Annotated in this window: 19 protein-coding genes; 16 read left to right on the top strand and 3 right to left on the bottom strand. The window is 73.9% G+C overall.

What is annotated here, in order from left to right:
* Positions 1-750 precede the first annotated feature (750 nt).
* Both AC29IT_RS02890 and AC29IT_RS02885 read left to right on the top strand, forming a co-directional pair.
* Positions 751-2,670 (top strand): 2-oxoacid:acceptor oxidoreductase subunit alpha, encoded by a 1,920-nt coding sequence (locus AC29IT_RS02890; protein WP_488217706.1) that lies wholly within the window; start codon positions 751-753, stop codon positions 2,668-2,670.
* Positions 2,667-3,731 carry a 2-oxoacid:ferredoxin oxidoreductase subunit beta gene (locus AC29IT_RS02885; protein ID WP_358444256.1) on the top strand — a complete coding sequence of 355 codons (1,065 nt, stop codon included), beginning with the start codon at positions 2,667-2,669 and terminating at the stop codon, positions 3,729-3,731. The genes AC29IT_RS02890 and AC29IT_RS02885 overlap by 4 nt, the downstream gene beginning before the upstream one ends.
* Before the next feature lie 30 nt (positions 3,732-3,761).
* On the opposite strand, the gene AC29IT_RS02880 is transcribed toward AC29IT_RS02885, so the two are convergent.
* Together AC29IT_RS02880 and AC29IT_RS02875 are read right to left on the bottom strand one after the other, a co-directional pair.
* Positions 3,762-4,532: a phosphatase PAP2 family protein gene (locus tag AC29IT_RS02880; protein WP_488217705.1), complete on the bottom strand. Its 771-nt coding sequence runs from the start codon at positions 4,530-4,532 to the stop codon at positions 3,762-3,764.
* 68 nt (positions 4,533-4,600) lie between these two features.
* On the bottom strand, positions 4,601-5,335 hold the full coding sequence (locus AC29IT_RS02875; protein WP_358444250.1) for a GAF and ANTAR domain-containing protein: 735 nt from the start codon (positions 5,333-5,335) through the stop codon (positions 4,601-4,603).
* Between the two features lie 157 nt (positions 5,336-5,492).
* Between AC29IT_RS02875 and AC29IT_RS02870 the strand changes: the two genes are divergently transcribed.
* The 13 genes from AC29IT_RS02870 (at position 5,493) to AC29IT_RS02810 (ending at position 20,390) form a co-directional block, all read left to right on the top strand.
* On the top strand, positions 5,493-6,260 hold the full coding sequence (locus tag AC29IT_RS02870; protein WP_358444247.1) for a polysaccharide deacetylase family protein: 768 nt from the start codon (positions 5,493-5,495) through the stop codon (positions 6,258-6,260).
* Between the two features lie 185 nt (positions 6,261-6,445).
* Positions 6,446-7,840, top strand: coding sequence for a nucleotide sugar dehydrogenase (locus AC29IT_RS02865; protein ID WP_358444244.1), 1,395 nt, complete (start codon positions 6,446-6,448; stop codon positions 7,838-7,840).
* Positions 7,841-7,867: 27 nt separating this feature from the next.
* On the top strand, positions 7,868-9,190 hold the full coding sequence (locus AC29IT_RS02860) for a carboxylate--amine ligase (protein WP_358444241.1): 1,323 nt from the start codon (positions 7,868-7,870) through the stop codon (positions 9,188-9,190).
* A complete protein-coding gene (locus AC29IT_RS02855; protein ID WP_358444238.1) occupies positions 9,187-10,416 on the top strand; it encodes an NAD(P)-binding domain-containing protein in 1,230 nt (409 codons plus the stop codon). The genes AC29IT_RS02860 and AC29IT_RS02855 overlap by 4 nt, the downstream gene beginning before the upstream one ends.
* Positions 10,413-11,777, top strand: a complete 1,365-nt coding sequence (locus AC29IT_RS02850) for a sugar transferase (protein WP_358444235.1) — start codon at positions 10,413-10,415, stop codon at positions 11,775-11,777. The genes AC29IT_RS02855 and AC29IT_RS02850 overlap by 4 nt, the downstream gene beginning before the upstream one ends.
* On the top strand, positions 11,774-12,910 hold the full coding sequence (locus AC29IT_RS02845) for a glycosyltransferase (RefSeq protein WP_358444232.1): 1,137 nt from the start codon (positions 11,774-11,776) through the stop codon (positions 12,908-12,910). The genes AC29IT_RS02850 and AC29IT_RS02845 overlap by 4 nt, the downstream gene beginning before the upstream one ends.
* On the top strand, positions 12,907-13,881 hold the full coding sequence (locus tag AC29IT_RS02840; protein ID WP_488217704.1) for an NAD-dependent epimerase/dehydratase family protein: 975 nt from the start codon (positions 12,907-12,909) through the stop codon (positions 13,879-13,881). The genes AC29IT_RS02845 and AC29IT_RS02840 overlap by 4 nt, the downstream gene beginning before the upstream one ends.
* A 49-nt stretch (positions 13,882-13,930) precedes the next feature.
* Positions 13,931-15,166 (top strand): glycosyl hydrolase family 18 protein, encoded by a 1,236-nt coding sequence (locus AC29IT_RS02835; protein ID WP_358444226.1) that lies wholly within the window; start codon positions 13,931-13,933, stop codon positions 15,164-15,166.
* Between the two features lie 10 nt (positions 15,167-15,176).
* Entirely contained in the window at positions 15,177-16,553 is a 1,377-nt protein-coding gene (locus AC29IT_RS02830; RefSeq protein ID WP_488217703.1) for a glycosyltransferase family 2 protein, read from the top strand.
* A gap of 63 nt (positions 16,554-16,616) precedes the next feature.
* Positions 16,617-17,777, top strand: coding sequence for a LuxR C-terminal-related transcriptional regulator (locus tag AC29IT_RS02825; protein ID WP_488217702.1), 1,161 nt, complete (start codon positions 16,617-16,619; stop codon positions 17,775-17,777).
* A complete protein-coding gene (locus AC29IT_RS02820) occupies positions 17,774-18,961 on the top strand; it encodes a glycosyltransferase (RefSeq protein ID WP_488217701.1) in 1,188 nt (395 codons plus the stop codon). Before AC29IT_RS02825 ends, AC29IT_RS02820 begins: the two co-directional genes overlap by 4 nt.
* 109 nt (positions 18,962-19,070) lie before the next feature.
* Positions 19,071-19,691 (top strand): sensor histidine kinase, encoded by a 621-nt coding sequence (locus AC29IT_RS02815; RefSeq protein ID WP_488217700.1) that lies wholly within the window; start codon positions 19,071-19,073, stop codon positions 19,689-19,691.
* A 30-nt stretch (positions 19,692-19,721) separates the two neighbouring features.
* Entirely contained in the window at positions 19,722-20,390 is a 669-nt protein-coding gene (locus tag AC29IT_RS02810; protein WP_358444211.1) for a LuxR C-terminal-related transcriptional regulator, read from the top strand.
* A 247-nt stretch (positions 20,391-20,637) separates the two neighbouring features.
* On the opposite strand, the gene AC29IT_RS02805 is transcribed toward AC29IT_RS02810, so the two are convergent.
* Positions 20,638-22,179: an acetolactate synthase large subunit gene (locus tag AC29IT_RS02805; protein WP_488217699.1), complete on the bottom strand. Its 1,542-nt coding sequence runs from the start codon at positions 22,177-22,179 to the stop codon at positions 20,638-20,640.
* Positions 22,180-22,296: 117 nt separating this feature from the next.
* Between AC29IT_RS02805 and AC29IT_RS02800 the strand changes: the two genes are divergently transcribed.
* Complete coding sequence (locus AC29IT_RS02800) at positions 22,297-23,199, top strand: alpha/beta hydrolase-fold protein (RefSeq protein WP_358444205.1); 903 nt, start codon at positions 22,297-22,299, stop codon at positions 23,197-23,199.
* The last annotated feature ends 40 nt before the right edge of the window (positions 23,200-23,239 follow it).

The raw sequence follows: 23,239 nt of genomic DNA, 5'->3' as shown, positions 1-23,239 counted from the left end.
GAACGGCCGGGCGTCCTCGAAATGAAATGAAGGGAAATCAGAAATCGGCTCCGGGGGAATTGTCCTGAGACCGACAGTGGATTCCCCGGTTCGCATTCGAGAACGGCGCCGCCGAGCCGGTGGCGGCATTCCGGTGCGCGGGCGGAGGCTGCGGTCCGGCCGGCGCGCGCAGCGGTGCGGATCCGGTCGCCGCGCGGTCGGAGTCGCGGTCGCCGGGAGGTGCCGGGCGTCCGGACCGGACGGCTTCGCGGCTGGTCGCGGGTGGTGCGGGTGGAGTGCCGTCGGCGAAGCCGCCCGGGGGTCCGGCGGCGGCCGAATGCCGTCGGGGCGGATGTCCGCCGGTGCCGGTTTCGCGCGGCGTGTCGGCTGGGAATGCCGGAGTGTCGCGCTGGAGGCGTACCCGCGGTGACGGATCGGTGACGGAGTGCTCGACCATTCCGGGAGCGACGTCCGGCGTCCCCGGGAATCGCGGTGGAGGGGCCGCCGCGGGCGCGGTCTTGATCGGGTGCGGGCGGGTCCGCGTCGTTTCGGCCGACGCCCGCTCTTATTTAACCCGGGAGTAGTGAATCGTCACCGGGAAGACGTCTCGAGAACATCTCGGGAATTCATGTTAGCCGACCCGCCGCAGGCGTCCAGTCCTTGATGCGTCCGGGTGATCGGCGTAGGAACACCACGCCGAGCTGTATCGTGCGTCACAGGGCGGCCGAGTGGCTCGCGGGCTCGCCCGCGGCCGGAAGGGGAACGGGTGCAGTGGTGAGTACGAACGGGCACCAGCCTCCGCAGCGACCGGAGGCCGGTCCGGCCTCGAACGGCTCGGCGGCACCACCGCGCAAGCTCAACCGCGTGGTGATCCGCTTCGCAGGCGATTCCGGCGACGGCATGCAGCTCACCGGCGACCGCTTCACCTCCGAAGCGGCGGCCTTCGGCAACGACCTGGCGACGCTGCCGAACTTCCCGGCCGAGATCCGGGCCCCCGCGGGCACGCTGCCCGGGGTCTCCAGCTTCCAGCTGCACTTCGCCGACTACGACATCCTCACCCCCGGCGACCGGCCCGACGTGCTGGTCGCGATGAACCCGGCGGCGCTGAAGTCGAACCTCGGCGACCTGCCGCCCGGCGGCACCCTCATCGTCAACACCGACGAGTTCACCAAGCGGAACCTCACCAAGGTCGGCTACGCGCAGAACCCGCTCGAATCGGGCGAGCTCGAAACGTACGTGGTCCACCTGGTGCCGATGGCCGAGCTGACCCGGGGCGCCGCCGAACCGGCCGGGGTGGGGCGCAAGGACGCCGAACGGGCCAAGAACATGTTCGCGCTCGGCCTGCTCTCCTGGATGTACCACCGGCCCACCGACGGCACCGAGCGGTTCCTGCGGGAGAAGTTCGCGAAGAAGCCCGACATCGCCGAGGCGAACGTGCTGGCCTTCCGCGCCGGCTGGAACTACGGCGAGACGACCGAGGCGTTCGCGGTCACCTACGAGGTGGCGCCCGCGACGCTGCCCCAGGGCACCTACCGGCAGATCACCGGGAACGTGGCGCTGGCCTACGGGCTGGTCGCGGCCGGGCAGCGCAGCGGGCTGCCGGTGTTCCTCGGCACCTACCCGATCACCCCGGCCTCGGACGTGCTGCACGAACTGGCCAAGCACAAGAACTTCGGCGTCACCACGTTCCAGGCCGAGGACGAGATCGCCGGGGTCGGGGCCGCGCTCGGCGCCTCCTTCGGCGGCTCGCTGGGGGTGACGACGACCTCCGGGCCGGGGCTGGCGTTGAAGTCGGAGACGATCGGGCTCGCGGTCACCCTGGAGCTGCCGCTGCTCGTCTGCGACATCCAGCGCGGCGGCCCGTCCACCGGGCTGCCCACCAAGACCGAGCAGGCCGACCTGCTGCAGGCGCTGCACGGCCGCAACGGCGAATCGCCGGTGCCGGTGCTCGCTCCGCGCTCCCCGGCGGACTGCTTCGACGTGGCGCTGGAGGCCGCCCGGATCGCGCTGGCCTACCGCACTCCGGTGCTGCTGCTGTCCGACGGCGCGGTCGCCAACGGTTCCGAGCCGTGGCTGATCCCGGACATCACCACGCTGCCGGACCTGCGGGTGCGGTTCGCGGCCGAACCGAACGCGCCCGACGGTTCCGGCGAGTTCTGGCCGTACGTGCGCGACCCCGAGACCCTCGCCCGCGAGTGGGCGGTGCCGGGCACTCCGGGCACCGAGCACCGCATCGGCGGGCTGGAGAAGGCCGACGGCTCCGGCGCGATCTCCTACGACCCGGACAACCACGACCGGATGGTGCGGCTGCGCCAGGCGAAGGTCGACGGCGTCGAGGTGCCGGAACTGGCGGTGGACGACCCGACCGGGGACGCCCGGGTGCTGGTGCTCGGCTGGGGTTCCTCGTACGGGCCGATCGGCGCCGCCTGTCGCCGCGTCCGCGGACTCGGCATGCCGGTCGCGCAGGCGCACCTGCGGTACCTGAACCCGATGCCCGCGAACCTCGGCGAGGTGCTGCACCGCTACGACCGGGTGATCGTGCCGGAGATGAACCTCGGCCAGCTCGCGATGCTGCTGCGCGCCCGCTTCCTGGTGGACGTGCACAGCCACACCAAGGTCGCGGGCCTGCCGTTCCAGGCGGAAGAACTCCAGAACGTGCTCACCGATGTGCTGCGAGGGGTGTCTGCGTGACCACGACGGACCTCGGACTGCCGGAACTGGGCGGCCTGCACGGCGTGCCCACCAGCGACGAGAAGCAGACCGCGAAGGACTACAAGTCCGACCAGGAGGTGCGGTGGTGCCCCGGCTGCGGGGACTACATCGTGCTCAACGCGGTGCAGAGCTTCCTGCCGACGCTGGGGCTCAAGCGGGAGAACATCGTGTTCATCTCGGGCATCGGCTGCTCCAGCCGGTTCCCGTACTACATGAACACCTACGGGATGCACTCCATCCATGGCCGCGCCCCGGCCATCGCCACCGGGCTCGCCACCCAGCGGCCCGACCTGTCGGTGTGGGTGGTGACCGGGGACGGGGATGCGCTGTCCATCGGCGGCAACCACCTGATCCACGCGCTGCGACGCAACGTGAACCTGAAGATCCTGCTGTTCAACAACCGGATCTACGGGTTGACGAAGGGCCAGTACTCGCCGACCTCCGAGGTCGGGAAGGTCACCAAGTCCACGCCCGCCGGCTCGCTGGACACGCCGTTCAACCCGGTGTCGCTGGCGCTGGGCGCGGAGGCGAGCTTCGTGGCCCGCACCCTCGACTCGGACCGGGCGCACGTCACCGAGGTGCTGCAGGCCGCCGCCGAGCACCGGGGCAGCGCGCTGGTGGAGATCTACCAGAACTGCCCGATCTTCAACGACGGCGCCTTCGACGTGCTCAAGGACAAGGAGGAGAAGCAGCGGCGGCTCATCCCGCTGCGCCACGGCGAACCGGTGGTGTTCGGGCCGGAGGACGCGCGGCAGGCGGTGGTCCGCGGACCGGAAGGTGACCTGCGGGTCGCCGAGCTCGACGCGGTGGACTCCGGGCAGGTGGTGGTGCACGACGCCGAACGGGAGGACAGCTCGTTCGCCTACGCGCTGTCCCGGCTGGGCGGGGTGAACCTGGACCCGACGGTGACCGGCGTGTTCCGCGCGGTCTCCCGCCCCACCTACGACGACGCGGCCCGCGCGCAGGTCGCCGCCGCCGCCGAGAACGACCCGCCGAACCTGCAGCGGCTCCTCACCGGCAACGACACCTGGACGATCTGAGCCCGCGAGCCCCGGGTGAGCGGTCGCCGCTCACCCGGCCCGCTTGCGGGCCACGAGGGCGTCGATCAAGCGGGGCAGGTGCTCGCCGAACAACCACAGGCTGAGCAGCAGCACCGTCCACGACGCGCCCAGCGTCCAGCCCGCCAGCACGTCCGTCGGCGAGTGCACCCCCAGCACCACCCGGCTGAACCCGGTGATCACCACGGCGAGCACGGCCGCGGCGAACCCGGCGCGGCGCGCCCACCGGGACCGCAGCAGCCGCAATCCGAACGCGCCCAGCATCAGGTACAGCGCCGCCGCGTGCGCCGAATGCCCCGAGGGGAAGCCGAAACCGTCCTCGGCGACGAGCGCGTCCACCACCTGCGGCCGCGGCCGCGCGATCATGATCTTGAACAGGTAGACGGCCAGCCCCGTCCCCGCCGAGGACACCGCGAGCAGCAGCAGCGGTGCCCACCGGTGCCGGGTGACGCCGATCAGCACGCCGATCGCCAGGCTCACCGGCAGCACCACCAGCACGTCCCCGAGCCAGGTCAGCACGGACAGCGCCCCCACCAGCGGCCCGGACCGCAGCGCCAGCGACACCCGCAGCAGGTGCTCGTCCACCCGCAGGACCGGGCCGCCCCGGTAGACCTCCTCGGCGAGCTCGGCGAAGCACCACACGCCCAGCGCGCTCAGCAGCAGCCCCACCGGGATCGGCAGCCACGGGTAGGCGGCGATCAGGTCGCGCACCCCCGCGCGCTCGACCGGCGGCTCGGCCCGATCGTCCTGGTGCTCCGGTTCGGAGCGGGGTGCCGCGGTCACTGCTCAACTCCTCGGCGTGGGGTGCGAATCCGGTCGATCCTACCGATCAGCGCGAAACGGACGGCCGATCAGGTCGCACCGGTCGTGCGGCGCACCACCCGCGCGGCGACCTCGCGCAACTTCACGTTGTGCCGCTGGCTCTGCTCGCGGAGCAGGTCGAAGGCCTCGTCCGGGGTGCAGCCGCGCTGCGCCATCAGGATGCCCTTGGCCTGGTCGATGTCGGCCCGGGAGGTCAACGCCTGCCGCAGCTGCTCGTCGAGCTGCTGCTTGTCGGCGTGCTTGAGCAGGCACCACAACCCGGTGGCGGCCAGGTCCGCGATGAGCCCGCCCAGCAGGAAGTCCGCCTCGTAGGCGTGCGGCGCCGCCGCGTAGTAGCTGATCACGCCCAGCGGCCGGTCCCCGACGAACATCGGCGCCGCGCAGCAGGACCCGATGCCCTGCTCGGCGGCCGCCGCCGCGAACTCCGGCCAGCGCGGCTCGTCGGCGGTGTCGGCGACCACGACCGCGGCCCGGGAGCGCAGCGCCTCCGGAACGGGGCCGGTGTCCGCCGCGTACTGCGACTGCTCCAGCGCGTTGTGCTCGGCGCGGTCCGGCACCAGCGACACCGGGTGCCCGTCGCGCAGCACCGTCACCCCGCACGAGGTGGTCGGTTCGTGCGCGCGGACCGCGAGCATCGCGGTCTCCCACACCACCTCGTCGACGGCATCGGTGGACAGCACGATCGAGGGCAGTTCGCCGAGCGAACCGACCAGGGCGGGCACCCCGCTCGCGAGGGATTCGTCCGCGTCCGCCCGCTGTTCCACCGCATCGCTCCCGTCGTCGCACGTCCTGGACCACGGCCAGTATTCCTGAGACGTCTCGTGCAGCCGCGGTACGGGAACTCACCCGTGCTACCGGTCCAGCGCCCGCCCGCCGCGTGCGACGGTCCGCCGAGGACCGCGACCAGGAAGGCGGCCGGCGATGATCCGGACTCAGCGAGCGGCCACCCGGCAGCGGGCGCCGCAGTCGTTCCCGTACGTGCTGATGTACCACTCGGTGTCCGAGTACACCGACGATCCGTACCTGGTGACGGTCGACCCGGCGCGGTTCGAGCGGCAGCTGCGGTGGCTGCGGGCCCGCGGCTGCACCGGGGTGTCGATGCGGGAGCTGCTGGCGGCGCGGCGGGCCGGGCGCGCCCGCGGGCTGGTGGGCCTCACCTTCGACGACGGCTACACCGACTTCGCCGAGGTGGTGCAGCCGCTGCTGCGGCGCTTCGGCTGGACGGCGACCGTGTTCGTGATCGCCGGGATGCTCGGCGGGCACAACCGGTGGGACCCGGCCGGACCGCGCAAACCGCTGATGACCGAGGAACAGGTCGCCGAGGTCGCCGCCGCCGGGATGGAGATCGGCTCGCACAGCGTGCAGCACCGCAGGCTCACCGAACTGGAACCGGCGGAGCTCGCCGCGGAGGTCGGCAAGAGCCGCCCGGTGCTGCAGGCCGTCTCCGGGCAGCCGGTCGACGGCTTCTGCTACCCGTACGGCGCGGTCGACGCGGCCGTCGTCGCCGCCGTCCGCGAAGCGGGCTACGGGTACGGCTGCGCGATCTGGCGTTCCCCGCTGTCCGGGCCGCACGCGCTGCCCCGCACCTACGTCGGCGACCGCGACGGAACGCTGCGGCTCGACGCGAAACGGGTCCGGCACGGCCTCGCGCACCGCACGGCGGATGCCGGATTCCTGCGGTTTCGGTAGGGGCGCTACCGCCGTTGGGGGAGCGGTCCGACCCCGCTGAGCTGCGATTCTGAAGCCCGCAACCGGCCGGCGCGGCGGATCGAGGTGGGGGCCGAGACCGCCGCGCCGGACACGGCGACACCGGGCACCGGCGGGCGGCGCACGCCCCGGCCCGGCAGGGGACACGCGCGATCGGGGGAGGAAACGTGACCCAGCATCACCTCGCGCTGGCGGTCAACGGGCGGGAACGCCAGCTGTCCGACCGGCTGGTGGCCTACCAGGACCGGTCGGAGGAGGACGCGGTCCGCCGCGCCACCGGGATCGACACCCCGCTGCCGGACGCCCGGCAGGGTTCGGTGGTGATCCTCGGGCTCGGCTACGTGGGGCTGCCCACCGCCTGCGGGCTCGCCGCCCGCCGCTCCCGCGTCGTCGGCGTCGACGTCAGCGGGCGGCGGCTGCGCGACATCGCCGACGGGGACGTGGACCTGCCGGACGGGGAGCGGGCGGTGCTGCGCGAGGCGCTGGCCGACGGGACGCTGCAGCTGGCCGAGGACCCGGCCGCGCTCACCGACGCCGACACCGTGGTGGTGTGCGTGCCGACGCCCGTCGACGACGAGCGGATCCCGGACCTGGCGCCGCTGCGGTCCGCCTGTGAGACCGCGGTGGCGCACGCCCGGCCCGGCCAGACGATCATCCTCACCTCCACCACCTTCGTCGGCACCACGCGGGAACTGCTGGTGGAACCGCTGCGGCAGCGCGGGCTGGCCGTCGGCAGCCAGGTGCACGTGGCGTTCAGCCCGGAGCGCATCGACCCCGGCAACCACGACCACTCGCAGCGGCACACCCCGCGCATCGTCGGCGGGGTCACCCCCGAGTGCTCGGCGCGGGCGGCGCGGATCATCGGGGATCTCACCGACTCGGTGTACCTGGTGAGCTCCCCGGAGGCCGCGGAGCTGACCAAGCTGTACGAGAACATCTTCCGCGCGGTGAACCTGGCGCTGGCCAACGAGATGGCCGACATCTGCGGCGCGCTGGAGCTGGACCCGATCGAGGTGACGATCGCGGCGGGCACCAAGCCGTACGGTTTCCTCGGCAGCTTCCCCGGGCCCGGCGTCGGCGGGCACTGCATCCCCTGCGATCCGCACTACCTGCTGTGGCAGCTGCGGGAGCGCGGCGTGGCCGCGCCGATGATCGACCAGGCGATGCGGTCCATCGACCTGCGCCCGGACCAGGTCGTGCGCCGCGCCGAGCAGCTGCTGGCCGCCGCGGGCACCGCGTCCGCCGGGGCGCGGGTGCTCATTGCGGGCGTGAGCTACAAGGCGGGCGTGCGGGACCTGCGGGAGTCCCCGGCCCTGCCGATCATCGCCGGGCTGACCCGGCTGGGAGCGGACGTGCGCTACCACGATCCGCTCATCCCCGAGGTCGTGCTGCCGGACGGGTCCGTGCTCGCCGGGGAACCGGAACCGCGCGGCGCGGACTGGGACCTGGTCGTGGTGCACACCGTGCACCCGGGGCTGGACTACTCGTGGGCGGGCGACTGCCCGCAGGTCCTCGACGCGACCTACCAGTTCGACCTGGCCCCGCACCGGCAGGTCGTGTGAGGGATGCGCGCCCCGGAACCGGCAGGCATGGACACCGCCACACCCGCGGTGGTGTTCAAGCTGGACCCGAACGTGCTGCACCACGGCGGGCTCGGGCTGATCCGCAGCCTGGGCCGCGCTGGGGTGCCGGTGTACGCGGTGCACGAGGACCCGATGGCGCCGGCCGCGCACTCCCGCTACCTGCGCGGCCGCTGGTGGTGGCGCCCGGAGCTCGCCGATCCGGAGCGGATCAACCTGGGGCTGGCGGCGCTGGCCGAGAAGCTCGGCAGGCCCGCGGTGCTGTTCCCCACCGATGACGCCGCCGCGATCCACCTGGCCGAGCACGGCGCGGCGCTGCGGCACTGGTTCCGCTTCCCGGACCCGCCGCCGGAGCTGCCGCGGGAGGTGGCGGGCAAGTTCACCCTGCAGGACGTGTGCCGGGACCTGGGGGTGCCGACCCCGCGCGCCGAACTCGTGCGGACCAGGGCGGAGGCCGCCGAGTTCGCCGCCGAGACCGGTTTCCCGCTGGTGGCGAAGCTCGCCACGCCGTGGACCTCCGGCGGGCGGGCGAAGGTCCGCAGCACCTCGATCCTGCGCACCCCGCAGGACCTGCGGGAGCTCGGCGAGGTGTGGGACGAGCAGGAGACCCGGGAGCAGCGGGCGGGCCTGCTGATGCTGCAGGAGTACGTGCCCGGCGGCAGCGGCAACGACTGGTTCTTCCACGCCTACCGCGGTTCCGGCGGCTGCCGTCCCGCGTTCACCGGCGTCAAGCTGCGTTCCTACCCGGCGCACGCGGGACTGACCACGCTGGGCCGCTGCCTGTCCAACACGGTGCTGCGCGCGCAGGCGACGGAGTTGTTGCGGCGCCTGGACTTCCGCGGCATCGCCGACCTGGACTTCCGGTTCGACCACCGCGACGGCAGCTACCGGCTGCTGGACTTCAACCCGCGGCTGGGCGCGCAATTCCGGTTGTTCCGCGATTCCGCGGGCATCGACGTGGTGCTGGCGGCGTACCTGGACCTGACCGGGCAGCCGGTGCCGGAGGGCCTGCCGCCGGTGGGCCGCCGGTTTCTGGTGGAGAACTACGACCCGCTCGGCGCCGTCGGCTACTGGCGCCGCGGTGACCTGGGACTGCGGCAGTGGGCGCGGTCGGTGTGGCGGGCGGACGAACTCGCGTGGTTCGCCCGCGACGACCTGGCCCCGTTCGCGCTGATGTGCGGGTGGATGGGCCGGCGCGCCCTCACCCGCCGGTTCGCGCCCCGCGCGGAGGCCCAGGTGGTGGAACCCCCGCGGTACCGCGAACGCGAGCGGGACGCGGTGATTCGGCAGCGGCGACGGTCGCCGTATGCGGTCGAGGAGGGACAGAGATGAACGACACCGTCGACGTCGCCATCGTGGGCGCCGGTCCGTACGGGCTGTCGCTGGCCGCGCACCTGCGGTCGGCCGGGGTCAGCTACCGGCAGTTCGGCATCCCGATGGACCTGTGGCGCAGCAGGATGCCGCGCGGCATGTTCTTGAAATCGCAGGGCTTCGCCTCGAACCTGTCCGATCCGGACCGGTCGCACACGTTGCGGAACTTCTGCCAGGAGATCGGGCACGGCTACGCCGACTACGGCGTGCCGGTGTCCCTGGAGAACTTCATCGCCTACGCCGACTGGTTCCGCGAGCAGCGCGGCCTGGAGGTGGAGGAGGTCCTGGTGTCCGATGTGGACCAGAAGGCCGATGGGTTCGAGCTGGCGCTGGAGGACGGCGGCACCGCGAAGGCCCGCTCGGTGGTGATCGCCGCCGGGGTGCAGCACTTCCCGCGCACCCCGGAGGTGTTCTCCGACCTGCCCGCCGAACTGTGCACGCACAGCTCCGAGCACACCGACCTGTCCGGCTTCGACGGCGCCGCGGTGCTGGTGGTCGGCGCCGGGCAGTCCGCGCTGGAATCGGCGGCGCTGCTGCACGAGCACGGTGCGGACGTGCGGCTGATCGCCCGCGCCCGGAACGTGGTGTGGAACGGGCGGCCGCTGCTGCCGGACCGGCCGCTGCTGCGCCGGGTGCGGGAACCGGAAGCGGGCCTCGGCTCCGGGCTGTCCACCTGGTTCTACTCCGAGCACCCCGACCTGTTCCGGCACCTGCCGGAGAGCCAGCGGGTGCTGCGGGCGCGCACCGCGCTCGGGCCCGCGGGCGGCTGGTGGCTGCGGGAGCGCGTCGAAGGGGTGCTGCCGGTGCACGTGGGGCACACCGTGGACTGGGCGAAGACCGTGGGCGACCAGGTGCGGCTGGGGGTGCGCACCTTCGGCGGCGGGGGCCGGGAGTTCACCGCCGACCACGTGATCTGCGCGACCGGCTACCCGCCGGACCTGGAACGGCTCGGGTTCGTGAACCCGCGGCTGCGGTCCCGGCTGCGGACGCTGGACCGCACGCCGCGGGTGGGCGCCGACTTCGAGTCCTCGGTGCCGGGCCTGTTCTTCATCGGTGCCGCCGTGACGCCGAGCCACGGCCCGGTGATGCGGTTCGTGTACGGCGCCGACCACGCGGTGCGGCGCGTCGGAGCCCGGCTGACCTCGACGTCCGGGGCGCGGCGGGTCCGGGCCGGGGCGGCCGGATGAGCATCACCGACCTGCGGTCCGGTCCCGGTCCGGTGCGGTGCCGGTGGCGGGCCCCGGAGCGGTCCGGGGCGCGCGCGGCACCGCGGCTGCTGCCGCTGGTGCTGTGGCCGCTGGTCGACGTGGTCGCGCTGACCGCGGTGGTGCTCGTGCTGGGCGTGCCCGCGCTGCTCGCGGCGCTGTACGTCGCGGCGGCGCTGGTGGCGGTGGGGATCGACGGCGGGCACCGGGCGCGGCTCTGCCTGCGCGTCGGCGACCAGGTGCCGCGGTTGGCGCTCGACGCCGCGGTGCCCGCCGCGCTGCTGCTGCCCTGGACCGGCGCCGGGGTGCTGGTGCCGGCCGGGGCGGGCGCGCTGGTGCTGGCCCGCATCGCCGGGGTCGCCGGGTTGCGGGCCGCGCACCGGCGCGGGCTGCTGGTGGAGGTGGTGCTGGTCGTGGGCGCCGGCGCCACCGGGGTGCGGATCTCCCGCGCGTTGCTGGAGCACCCGGAGCTGGGGCTGCGGCCGCTGCTGCTCGCCGACGACCCGGTGCTCGCCGCGGCGCCGGTACCGGGGCGGCCGCGGCAGCTGGCCGAGCTCGTGGCGCGGTACCGCGCCACCCGGGTGGTCCTGTGCGCCGCGGACACCGAAGCGGACCTGGTGGGCATCGTGCGGGACTGCCGCCCGCTGCCCGCCGCGGTGCACCTGGTGCCCGCGCTGCCGGAGCTGGGCGTGGCGGTGCCGTCGCGGCTGCTCGACGAGATCTGGGGGATTCCGCTGGTGCCGCTGCGCCGCTGGAACCACACCGCGGCCGCCGCCCTGCTCAAGCGCGCGTCCGACGTGCTGCTGGCCGGGGCGCTGCTGGTGGTGCTGGCACCGCTGCTGCTGGTGCTGGCCGCCGCGGTGCGGCTCGGCGGTGGCGGGGCCGCGCTGTTCCGGCAGCGCCGGGTCACCGGTCCCGGCCGGTCGGCGACCGTGGTGAAGCTGCGCACCGTGCCCGGCGGCACCGCGCAGGGCTGGGCGGTGCGCCCGGCCGACACGACGCGGCTGGGCCGCTGGCTGCGCGGCACGCACTTCGACGAGCTGCCGCAGCTGGGCAACGTGCTGCGCGGCGAGATGTCGGTGGTGGGACCGCGACCGGAACGGCCCTGCTACGCCGAGCGCTTCGCCCGCGAGATCCCGCGCTACCGGGACCGGCACCGGGTGCGCGGCGGCATGACCGGCTGGGCGCAGGTGCACGGCCTGCACGGGGACACCTCGATCCCCGACCGGGCCGAGTTCGACAACCGCTACATCGAGAACTGGACGCCGTGGCTGGACGTGGTGGTCGTGGCCAGGACGGTCGGCATCGTGCTGGCCACCGCGATGGGGGGAGACCAGGAATGAAGGTTCTGCACGTGATCACCGGTCTGGGGGTCGGCGGTGCCGAGCTGCAGCTCAGATCGATCCTGCAGCACACCCGGCACGACGCCGACGTGCTCGCGCTCTACAACCCGGGCGACGTCGCCGACATGATCACCGGGGACGGGGTGCGGGTCCGCGACCTCGGCATGACCAGCAACACCCAGCTGGGCGCGGTGCTGAGGATGCGTTCGCTGATCCGCGAGGGCGGCTACGACGTGGTGCACACCCACCTGTACCGGGCTTGCGTCTACGGCAAGCTCGCCGCCCGTCTCGCGGGCACGCCGGTGGTGGTCGGCACCGAGCACTCGATCGGCGAGACGCACCTGGAGCGCAGGCGGATGACCGCGGGGGTGCGCGGCCTCTACCTGGGCACCGACGTGTTCGCGCAGCGGACCATCGCGGTGTCGGAGACCGTGGCGGACCGGCTCGCGAACTGGGGGATGCGCGCCGAGAAGATCACCGTGATCCCGAACGGCGTCGACTTCGGCCGCGTCGCCTTCGACGCGGACGCGCGCTCGCGGGTGCGCGCCGAGCACGGCATCGACGACCGGGCGCACGTGATCGGCGTGCTGGGCAGGCTGGACGCGAACAAGCGCTTCGACCTCGTCATCGAGGCGTCCTCACCCCTGCTGGGCGAGGGGGCGAAGCTGCTGGTCGTCGGCGGTGGCGCCGAACGGGAGCGGCTGGAGCGGCAGGCGGCCGCGCTGGGCGTCGCCGACCACGTGGTGTTCGCCGGGGAACGCCACGACGTCTCCGCGATGCTGTCGGCGTTCGACCTGTTCGTGGCGTCCTCCAAGCAGGAGACCTTCGGGCTGTCGGTGCTGGAGGCGCTGGCCAACGGCATGCCGGTGCTGTACACGACCTGCCCGGCGCTGGAGGGCGTGCACACCGACCGGGCCCGGCAGGTCCCCGGCGACGTCGAGGGCATGCGCTCGGAGATCGCCGCCGAGGTCACCGACCGGCGCCCGCGCGGCGACGTGCCGGTGATCCGCGACCTGTACGGCATCGAGGCCGTCACCGGCCGCATCGACGACCTCTACGAGCGGCTGCGCTCCGGAGGCAGGCGCGGCGCGCCCCGGGAACTGGCCACCGAGCAGGGCGGAGGGGTCCGATGAAGGCGCTGGTCACCGGAGCCGCCGGGTTCATCGGCTCGCACCTGGTGGAATGGCTGCTGGCCGACGGGAACACGGTGCTCGGGGTGGACGACCTCAGCACCGGCAGCAGGGAGAACCTGCCGGAGGGCGCGCCCGAGTTCCGCTTCGTGCAGGGCACCATCCTGGACGGCTCCCTCGTCGACGACCTGGTGTCCGAAGTGGACGTGGTGTTCCACCTGGCCGCCGCGGTCGGCGCCTTCGTCATCCAGGAGCGCACGCTGCGCAGCCTGCTCACCAACGTGCACGGCACCGAGAACGTGCTCGACTCGGCGCACCGCCACGGCGCGCGGGTGCTGGTCGCCTCCACCAGCGAGATCTACGGCAAGAACACCAAACCGGGGTTGGCCGAGACCGACGACCGGCTGATCGGCTCGCCGCTGAAGACCCGCTGGACCTATTCCGAGGCGAAGGCCATCGACGAGAGCCTCACCTGCTGCTACGTCCGGGAACTCGGGCTGGACGCGGTGATCGTGCGGCTGTTCAACACCGTCGGGCCCCGGCAGAGCGGCCGCTACGGCATGGTGATCCCGCGGCTGGTGAGCCAGGCGCTGCAGGACCGGCCGCTCACCGTGTTCGGCACCGGGCACCAGGTCCGCTGCTTCTGCCACGTGCAGGACGTGGTGCCCGCCCTGGTGCGGCTGGCCCGGCTGCCCGCTGCGAACGGCACCGCCGTCAACCTCGGCAGCACCGAGCAGGTGTCCATCATGGACTTGGCGAGCCGCGTGCTGGAGCTGACCGGATCCGGGGCGGGAGTGGTGAAGATGTCCTACGAGGACGCCTACGGCCCCGGCTACGAGGACCTGCAACGTCGCGTCCCGGACTGCGGGAAGGCCCGCGAGCTGATCGGGTTCCAGCCCGCGCACACCCTCGACGACATCATCCGCGCCGTCATCGACGAGCAGACGCGCGCCGCGCAGGTCGTCTCGGCGTGAGCGGGCGGCGATGAGCGACGACGGGGTGCGGGAAGGAGAACGACATGGCGTGGCGACCGCGGACGGCGCCGGGCGCGAAGGCCTCGGCGCGAAGCTCACCGCCTGGTGGCGGCGGACCTGGGCCGGTGCCGGCCCGGACGAACCGGAACCGACCGGCCCGCGGTCCTGGCCACCGGAGCAGGGCCGCAGCCCGCGGGCGCGGCGGGTCCGGCATTTCGGCGGCTCCATCTGGTTCATCGCGCTCATCGCGATCGCCGCGCTGCTGGTGGTCGTGATGGCGGCGCCGCGGATGATGTCGCCGTCGAAACCGGGCACGCTGGTGGTGGCGTCGCTGCCGTTCTGGAACCTCGGCAACGGCACCACCACCGTCGTCGCCAACCGGGACTCGGTGAACGAGGTCTCACCGTGGATCTACGGGCTCGGCGACGACGGCCGGATCACCCACCAGTTCCCGCCGGACCGGACCGCCGAAGTCGCCGAGCAGGTCGGCAAGCTCCGCGAAGCCGGCGTGCCGGTGGTGGCCTCGCTGGCCAACATCACCGACGGGCGCTGGGCGTACGAACCGGTCGCGAAGGTGCTGCACGACCCGCGGCTGCGGGACCGGCACGTGCGGGAGATCGTCGCGCTGGTCGAGCGCGAGGACTACGCGGGCATCGACATCGACTACGAGAACCTGCGCTCCGGGGACCGGGAGGCGTTCGGCGCGTTCGTCACCGAACTGGGCGCGGCGTTGCGCGCCGAGCGCAAGACCCTCTCGGTGGCGGTGTTCGCGAAGGCCAGCGACGAGGGCTACGACGAGCGCAACGTCGCCCAGGACTTCGCCGTCATCGGCCGGGCCGCCGACCAGGTGCGGCTGATGGGCTACGACTTCCACTGGGGGACCTCGCCGCCCGGCCCGGTCGCGCCGATCGGCTGGGTGCGCGACGTCGTGCAGTACGCCAAGTCGCAGATCCCGCCGGAGCGGATCGTGCTCGGCATCCCGCTCTACGGCTACGACTGGGTCGGCGAGCACGGCACCAACGTCACCTGGCTGCAGGCATTCCAGCTCGCCACCCAGCACCGCGCCGAGACGAACTACGACCCGGTCAGCCAGACCCCGTGGTTCCGCTACACCGACGAGCGCGGCCGCGAGCACGAGGTGTGGTTCGAGAACTCGGTGAGCTCCAAGGCGAAGTTCGAAGTGGCCCGCGGCTCCGGCATCCGCGGCGTCTACCTGTGGATGTACGGCTACGAGGACACCTCCACCTGGAACCGGCTGGCCGAGAGCCTGCCGGTCGGCGAATGAGGGAGCGGCGATGATCCCGTGGTGGGTGCTGGCGATCGCCGTCTTCGGCGCGAACTTCACGCTGTGGGGCATGATCGGGCTGTTGCGGGTGCTCGACGGCTGGCACGGCGCGGCCCGGGCGCGGATGGTGCCGCGCCGCGCGAAGGTCGCCGATCTGCAGGCGCACCGGGAGAAGAAGGACCTGCCCGGGCGGCACCGGCTGCGCCGCGCCACGAACCTGCGGCTCACCGACGTGGCGGTGCTCATCGCCGCGCACAACGAAGAGCTCGTCATCAAGGAGAGCCTGCGGGCGATCACCGCGCTGGTGCCGCTGAAGCAGGTGCACGTCGTCTCCGACGGCTCCACCGACCGCACCGTCGAACTCGCCCGCCGCGCCGGGGTGAACGTGATCAGCACCGAGGAGAACGTGGGCAAGGCGGGCGCGCTGCAGGTCGGCATCCGCCGGTTCCGCCTGGTGCGCCGGTTCCGCCTGGTGATGCTGCTGGACGCCGACACCAGGGTGGAACCGGGCTACTTCCGGGCCGCGCTGCCGCTGTTCGACGACCCGGAGGTGGTGGCCGTCGCGGGGTGCGTGCGCACCGAGTGGCGGGACCGCTCGCTGTCCTTCGCCGGACGGGTGGTGGCGTTCCACCGGCAGCGGATCTACTCGATGACCCAGTACCTGCTGAAGTTCGGCCAGACCTGGCGGCACGTCAACGCCACGCACATCGTGCCCGGCTTCGCCAGCGTCTACCGCACCGACGTGCTGCCGAACATCGAGGTGAACCCGCCGGGGCTGGTCATCGAGGACTTCAACATGACCTTCGAGGTCTACCAGAAGCGCCTCGGCAAGGTCGGGTTCACGCCGTCGGCGGTCGCCGCCACCCAGGACCCGGGCACGCTGCGGGACTACGTGCGCCAGTCGAAGCGGTGGTCGCTGGGCCTGTGGCAGACGGTGCGCAGGCATCCGCCGCGGCTGAACCTGTTCACCGCGATGCTGACGCTGCTGCTGGTGGAGCTGCTCACCAGCGGGATCATGCTGGTGCTGCTGCCGCTGGTGCTGCTGGTGCTGCTCGTTCCGGAACTGGTGACCGGGGTGCTGACCCTGCCGTGGTTCGCCGCCACCTACGAGGCGGTGTCGGGATACCTGACGGTTCCCGCGCTGCTGCTGGGGATCGTGCTGCCGGACCTGCTGCTGACCGCGGTGGTGGCGCTGATCCAGCGGCAGCCGCGGTTCCTGCTCTACGCGTGGCTGTTCCTGCCGATGCGGGTGCTGGATTCGGCGATCGCGCTGTCCGCGATCCCGCTGGCGTGGTGGTCGCGCTCCACCGGCCGGTGGAGCAGCCCGCGCCGCCACCGGGTCGAACCGGCCGAGGCGCGGCCCGGCCTCGGCGCGCGGGCCGGGTGACGACCGCGCGGTCTCCCGCAGTTGGATGAGGACTTCCGCGCCGCGGCGCGGGACCGTGAGGTGGTGAACGTGCTGCGGCTGCTGATGGTGGACGACCACCTCATGCTCACCGACGCGTTGAGCGCCCGGCTGTCCGAAGCGGGGGACGTGTGGGTGGTGGGCCGGTGCGCCACCGACGACCCGCAGCTGCCCGCCGTGGTCGACCGGTTGCGCCCCGACGTCGTCACCGTCGACGTGGAACCGGTCGGCTGCACCGGCGCCCTGGTGGAGTCGGTGCGCGCGCACCGGCCCGCGGTGCACGTCGTGGTGCTCACCGGCGGGCTCGATCCGCAGCGGGCGGTGGACGCGGCGCGCGCCGGAGCCGCCGGGTGGGTGCCGAAGGAGTGCGGGGTGGACGAGCTGACCACCGTGCTGCGCGGGGTGTGTCGCGGCCACGCCTGGTACCCGCCGGAACTGCTCGGCGAGATCCTGCGCGGACTGCGGGCGGACGTGGTGCACGCGGCCCGCCGCGACGGCCCGCTGGACGTGCTCAGCGAGCGGGAGCGGGACGTGCTGCGCGGCATGGTGGCGGGCATGCGCGGCAGCCGCATCGCCGAGGAACTGCGGATCTCCGCCGAGACGGTCCGCACCCACACCCGCAGCATCCTGGCGAAGCTGCGGGTGCACTCCCAGCTGGAGGCGGTGAGCGTGGCGGCCGCGGCGGGAATGCGCGCTCCCGGGCAGCCGGGCGCGTCCGAGCAGCCGAGCGTCTCCGGAAGGCCGGGTGCGTCCGGAGGGCCGGGTGTCTCCGGAGGGCCGGGTGTCTCCGGAGGGCCGGGTGTCTCCGGAGGGCCGGGTGTCTCCGGAGGGCTGGGCGTCTCCGGAGGGCTGGGCGCCTCCGGACTGCTGGGCGGCTTCGGGCAGCGGAGCGCGTCCGAGGCACCGGGCGCCTCCGAGCAGCGGAACGGTTCCGGTCAGCTGGGCGTCTCCGGGCGGTCGGACGCCTCCGGAGAGCCGGGTGTTTCCGGACGGCCGGGTGTTTCCGGTCGGCGGGGTGTCTCCGGGCGGTCGGGCGCTTCCGGGCAGCCGGGCGCTTCCGCACCGCCGAGGGCTTCCGGGCAGCCGAGCACGTCCGGACGGGCGGGCGACGCCGGGAGGTCGGGTGCTCCCGGGCAGCCGGGCGAGGCCCGCCCGCCCGGAGAGCTCGGCACGATCGGCCGATCGTCCCCGCCGGACCGGCGATGAACCGGCCGCCGCGCGTCGCCACCGTCATCACCCGGCTCGAAGGCGGCGCCGGCGCGATGGCGCTGCGCGGCGCGCTGGCGCTGGACCCGCGCGAGTTCGACGTCACCGTGATCACCGGTAGCGGCGGCCGGTTGCTGCGGGACGCCGCCGACGCGGGCCTCGCCTGCGTCCTCGAACCCGCGCTGCGCGCCCCGATCGCCCCGGCCGACGACGTGCGGGCGCTGCTGCGGCTGACCGGGCTGCTGCGCCGCGGCTCGTTCGACGTGGTGCACACCCACTGCGCGAAGGCCGGCGCGCTGGGCCGGGCCGCCGCGGTCCGCGTCGGGGCGCGGCGGATCGTGCACTCCTACCACGGGTTCCCGTTCCACGAGTTCCAGCGCGCCCCGCGCCGCCGTGCCTACCTGGCGGTGGAGCGGGCGCTGGGCCGGGTCACCGACGTGGCGCTGTGCGTGGGGACGGCGGTCGCGGTGGAGGCGGTGCGGCGCGGGCTGATCGCTCCGGACCGGGTCCGCACCACCGGCGTCGCGGTGCCACCGGTGCCGGTCGATCCGGTGCGGGCGCGCCGCGAACTGGGCCTGCCCGCGGGAGTTCCGGTGGTCGGCGCGGTCGGCAGGCTCGTCTACCAGAAGGCACCGGAGGACTGGGTGGCCGCGCTGGCGGCGCTGCACCGCCCGGACGTGACCGGGGTGTGGATCGGGGACGGGGAGCGGGCCGCGCGGGTGCGGGCGGCCGCCGCGCGCCTCGGGGTGCGGGTGCTGCTGGCCGGGGACCGGGCGGACGCGCCCGCGCTGGTGCCCGCGTTCGACGTCTTCGTGCAGCCCAGCCGCTACGAGGGCCTGCCGCTGGCCGTGGTGGAGGCGATGAGCGCGGGCGTGCCGGTGGTGGCCACGGCGGTGAACGCGATCGGCGACGTCGTGGTGCCCGGCGTGACGGGCCTGCTGGTGCCGCCCGCCCGACCGGACCTGCTGGCGGCCGCGGTGTCCCGGCTGCTGGCCGACCGCGAGCTGGCGGCCGGGCTCGCCGCCGCCGCGCGGCAGCGGGTGCTCGGCGCGCACACGTCGGCGGCGCTGGCCGCCGACCTCGCGGCCGCCTACCGCGGCGAGCCGGTGACCGGTCCCGCGACCGGGGCCGCCGGGTTCGGCGCGCCGGTGGATCCGCCGCGCCACCTCCGTGACCTGCGGTGACGGTCATCCCCTGAAGGTATGAGACTGCAACGTGCGGCCCCCGTCGACGCGACGACCGGGTAGCGCGGCCCGAGCACGGCCGCGGCGTCTCGGAGCGGAGGGAGCGGTGGTGCGAACCGAATCCTTGCCCGCGCCTGCACCGCCCGGCGTGGACCGGTGGCTGCGCGGCTTGCTGCACGATCTGGGGCACGGCTTGGCGGCCGCGTCCTACTTGACCGAGGGGATGCGCGGGGAGGCGGAACTGCCCGCGCAGGCCCGCGACCGGCTGGAGCTGGTGCACCAGGAACTGGTGCGGCTGCTGGAGCTGGTCGCGGCCGGGGGTGCCCCGGGCGAACCGGTGGCGGTGGAATTGCGCGGCCTGCTCGGCAGGCTCGCCGCGTCCCGCGCGCGGGCGGGCGCGCCGGCGTTGCTGGTGCGCCCGGGCTCCCCGGTGCACGTGCGCGCCGACCAGGCCGCGGTGTGGCGGATGCTGGCGAACCTGCTGGACAACGCGGCGCGCGCGGCGGGCCCGGGTGGCGTGGTGGAACTGGGGGCCACCCACCACCCGGGCGGCGGGGTGACGGCGGAGGTCGTCGACGACGGGCCCGGCCTGGGCCGCGCGCCCGGTGCGGGCAGCGGACTCGGGCTGGGCATCGTCACCGCGCTGGCGCAGTCCTGCGGGGCTCGGCTGCACCTGGAACCGGCCCCGCGGCGGGGAACTCGGGCACGGCTGGTGTTCCCGGGGGCGTGAGGCCGCACGGGGCGACGATGGGGGAGAGGCATGGGGGACGGTTCGAGTCGGGTGCTGCTCGGCGACGACCACGCGATCTTCGTGGACGCGCTGGTCTCGGCGCTGTCGGCACGCGGGTTCCCGGTGGTCGGCACCGCCGGTTCGATCGCGGGCACGGTCGCCGCGGCGCGCAGGCTGGCCCCGGACATCTGCCTGCTGGATCGGTACTTCGGGGACGGGGACGGAGTGGCACGGCTCCCGGAGGTGCGGGCTGCCGCACCGGCCGCGAAGGTCGTGGTGCTCACCGCGGACGGGGACGCCCGCGGGGTGCGCGGCGCGCTGTCGGCGGGCGCGGTGGGGTACGTGAACAAGATGTGCGGGCTGGCGAACCTGCTGGACGCGCTCACCGCGGTCGCCGGCGGGGAGACCGTGGTGGCGCTGGCCGCATCCCGGGTTCCGGCGCAGCAGCCGCGCGGTGAGGCGCTGGACGCGCGGCGGCTCGCCTCCTACCTGACCGCCCGGGAACGCGAATGCCTCGGCATGCTCACCGAGGGCGCGCAGACGGCGACGATGGCGAAGTCGCTGGGGGTGTCCCCGGCGACGGTGCGAACCCACGTGCAGGCGGTGCTCACCAAGCTCGGCGTCCACTCCCGCCTCGAAGCCGCCTCCCTGGCGCTGCGCCACGACCTGATCCCGCCACCGCAGCGCTGCGTCAAGTGATCTTTCGGACCGAGCGCCTTCTGCTGCGAGGGGGCTAGTGGCGGAACCTCAACGGCCCTCTCGCTGCGGGATCGATTTCACCGGTGGCTCCGCCACAGGAGAAATCGCTGTCCTCGCGAGAGGTCCGCTGAGAACCCGCGGGTGGGACGGTTGATCGGGTGGTCATTGGCTCAGCGGCTTCGCCGCTGACAGGGGACAGACCAAGATCCGCCGGGTGGGTTCAAGGCGGGCCGCCCGGCGCGCGGTGTCAGGGCAGGACCGCCTCGATGAGGTGGGGTCCGGGCTCGTCGCGGGCGCGGCGGAGGGCGGTGCGGAGTTCCTCGCCGGTGGTGGCGCGGACCGCGGGAACGCCGAAACCGGTGGCCAGCGCGACCCAGTCGGCACCCGGGTCGGCGAGGCTGGTCATGCCGGTCGCCGCGGGCCCGGGACGCCGAACCCCGGCGCGGCCGAGCTCGGCCTCCAGGATGCGGTAGCGGGAGTTGGCGCACAGCACCGTCGTCACGTCGAGGCCTTCCCTGGCCTGCGTCCACAGCCCCTGCACCGTGTAGGCGGCGCTGCCGTCGGCCTGCAGGGTGATCACCGGCCGGTCGGGCGCGGCGAGCGCGGCACCGGTGGCCACCGGGATGCCCATGCCGATCGCCCCGCCGGTCAGCGCGAGCTCGGTGTGCGCGGGAGCGGCGGCGGCGACCGCCGGGTAGGCCGCGGCCGCGGTGATGCCCTCGTTCACGATGATCGCGTGCTCGGGCTGGTCGAGCGCGATGGCGGTGGCGATGGCCTTCGCGTGCAGCTCGCCTTCCGGTGGGCGGAGCACCGGCTGCTCCCGCGCGGGCGGTTCCGCACCGGCCCCGGCGGCGTCGGCGAGCGCGGCGAGCGCGTCGACGGGATCCTCGTCGAGGTCGGCGAGGGTGTGCACCTGCACGTGCTCGGGTACCGGAACGCTCGGCTGGCCCTGGTAGCCGAAGAAGGACACCGGCAGGCCGGTGCCGACGAGCACCAGGTGGGTGTGCTCGGCGAGCGCCGCGAGGGTGTCCTCCGGGAAGTACGGCAGCGAGCGGACCGCGGGCACGTCCGGGCCGCGTTCGAGGCGCGCCGGGTTCCGCTCGGCGAACACCCGGCCGCCGGTGGCGGCCGCAATCCGGGCACCCAGCCGCAGCCCGTCCGCCCCGAGCGCCGTCCCGCCGAGCAGCAGCGCGGGGCGGCCGGGTCCGGCGAGCAGCTTCGCGATCCCCGCCACCCGCTGGTCGTCCACAGTGGACAGCACGGGTGCGGCGGGCGCGGCGGGCACCTCGCCGCCGTCCGCCCACATGTGGTCGGCCGCGGCGATCAGCGTCGCGGGCATCCGGTCCCGCAGCGCCGCCTGCCGGACCTCGAGGAACTCGGCCGCGGCCGCCGCCGCGCCCGACGTGCGGGACACCCGGCAGGACACCGGCCGCGCCAGCGATTCGATGTCGGAGGACAGCGGCGCGTCCGCGGCCTGGTGCCAGCTGGCGTGCTCGCCGATCACGTTGAGCATCGGCGTGCGGGCGCGGCGCGCGTTGTGCAGGTTCGCGATGCCGTTGGCGAAACCCGGCCCCAGGTGCAGCAGCGTCATCGCGGGCCGCCCGGCGATCCGCGCGTAGCCGTCGGCGGCACCGGTCACCACGCCCTCGGCGAGTCCCAGCACCGCGCGGATGCCGCCGACCGAGTCGAACGCCTCCACCAGCGGCAGTTCCGTCGTGCCCGGGTTCGCGAAGCACGTCGTCACGCCCGCCTCGCGGGCCGCGGTGAGCAGGCTCTCCGCACCGTTCACACCCGTTCCCCTCTCCACTCGGTTCCCAGGTCATGCTGCAGGGGGTCGGCCTCGCGGACAACCACCGGAGGCGTCGGTAAAGTATCCGCGGGACGTTGACGACGTGGTGGCAGGCGAATGCGGAACGTGAAACTGGGGCGGCGGAGCCTGCTGTCCTTGATGGGTGTGACGGCGGTCGGTGCGACCGCGGCGGCGTGCGGGCGCTCGAACCCGGGCGTGGCCACGGCCGAGGCGCCGCTGCGCAGACCGATGCCGCGCACTCCGGCGGCGACCGGACCGGTGCTGCGGGTCGACACCGAGCGGTCCTACTACCGGGACGCGGACGTGCAGCTCATGTTCGCGTTCCCGAACGGGCTGGAGGCCACCGAGAACCTGCCGATCGTGCTGTACCTGCACGGCAGGGACGGGATGAGCCCGACCCCGATCCCGTACGAGACGCTCAGCAAGCTCGAGACCGAGTACGCCGCGGGCGCCATCCCGCCGTTCGGCCTGCTCGCGGTGGACGGCGGCTTCAACTCGTACTGGAACGACGGCTCCGCGAACGGCGACCTGCTGAGCATGCTGCTGGAAGAGGTCCCGGCATGGCTGCGGTCCCGCCACCTGGGCGACCGGGACGGGCTGCCGTTCGCGGTCGCCGGGATATCGACCGGTGGCTTCGGCGCGCTGAACTACGCGGCCGAACGAACGCAGGTGGGGCTGCCGGTGGAGGCCGCGGCGCTGCTCGCGCCCGCGCTGCCGGTCACCTGGGAGCTGATGAACGAGAAGGGCGTGTTCGCCAGCGAGCAGGAGTGGCACGACCACGACCCGCTGCGGCACACCGACCTGCTCGGCGACATCCCGGTGGGGGTCTGGGTCGGCGACGTCGACCTGTACCGGGAAGGTGCGGAGGAGCTGGCCGCCGAATACCCGAACACGCCGGTGCTGTCGGTGCTGCCCGGCGGGCACGACGGGTCGGTGTTCGACGTGGTCGGCTCGGACATGCTGCGGTTCCTGGCGACCGGGGTGTCCGCGGAGGGCTGACCGGAGAGCGGGGCCGCGCGGGGCGATGCCGCTCTCCGGC

Source organism: Saccharopolyspora sp. MMCC62, assembly GCF_057736575.1.
Note: the sequence above shows the minus strand (reverse complement) of the source record. Positions and strands in the feature narration are given on the sequence as shown.

Excerpts from the sequence above, each read along its gene's own strand:
- AC29IT_RS02855 (WP_358444238.1), top strand. The coding sequence starts at position 9,187 with ATGAACGACACCGTCGACGTCGCCATCGTGGGCGCCGGTCCGTACGGG.
- AC29IT_RS02820 (WP_488217701.1), top strand. The coding sequence starts at position 17,774 with ATGAACCGGCCGCCGCGCGTCGCCACCGTCATCACCCGGCTCGAAGGC.
- AC29IT_RS02840 (WP_488217704.1), top strand. The coding sequence starts at position 12,907 with ATGAAGGCGCTGGTCACCGGAGCCGCCGGGTTCATCGGCTCGCACCTG.
- AC29IT_RS02800 (WP_358444205.1), top strand. The coding sequence starts at position 22,297 with ATGCGGAACGTGAAACTGGGGCGGCGGAGCCTGCTGTCCTTGATGGGT.
- AC29IT_RS02860 (WP_358444241.1), top strand. The coding sequence starts at position 7,868 with ATGGACACCGCCACACCCGCGGTGGTGTTCAAGCTGGACCCGAACGTG.
- AC29IT_RS02845 (WP_358444232.1), top strand. The coding sequence starts at position 11,774 with ATGAAGGTTCTGCACGTGATCACCGGTCTGGGGGTCGGCGGTGCCGAG.
- AC29IT_RS02870 (WP_358444247.1), top strand. The coding sequence starts at position 5,493 with ATGATCCGGACTCAGCGAGCGGCCACCCGGCAGCGGGCGCCGCAGTCG.
- AC29IT_RS02830 (WP_488217703.1), top strand. The coding sequence starts at position 15,177 with ATGATCCCGTGGTGGGTGCTGGCGATCGCCGTCTTCGGCGCGAACTTC.
- AC29IT_RS02850 (WP_358444235.1), top strand. The coding sequence starts at position 10,413 with ATGAGCATCACCGACCTGCGGTCCGGTCCCGGTCCGGTGCGGTGCCGG.
- AC29IT_RS02810 (WP_358444211.1), top strand. The coding sequence starts at position 19,722 with ATGGGGGACGGTTCGAGTCGGGTGCTGCTCGGCGACGACCACGCGATC.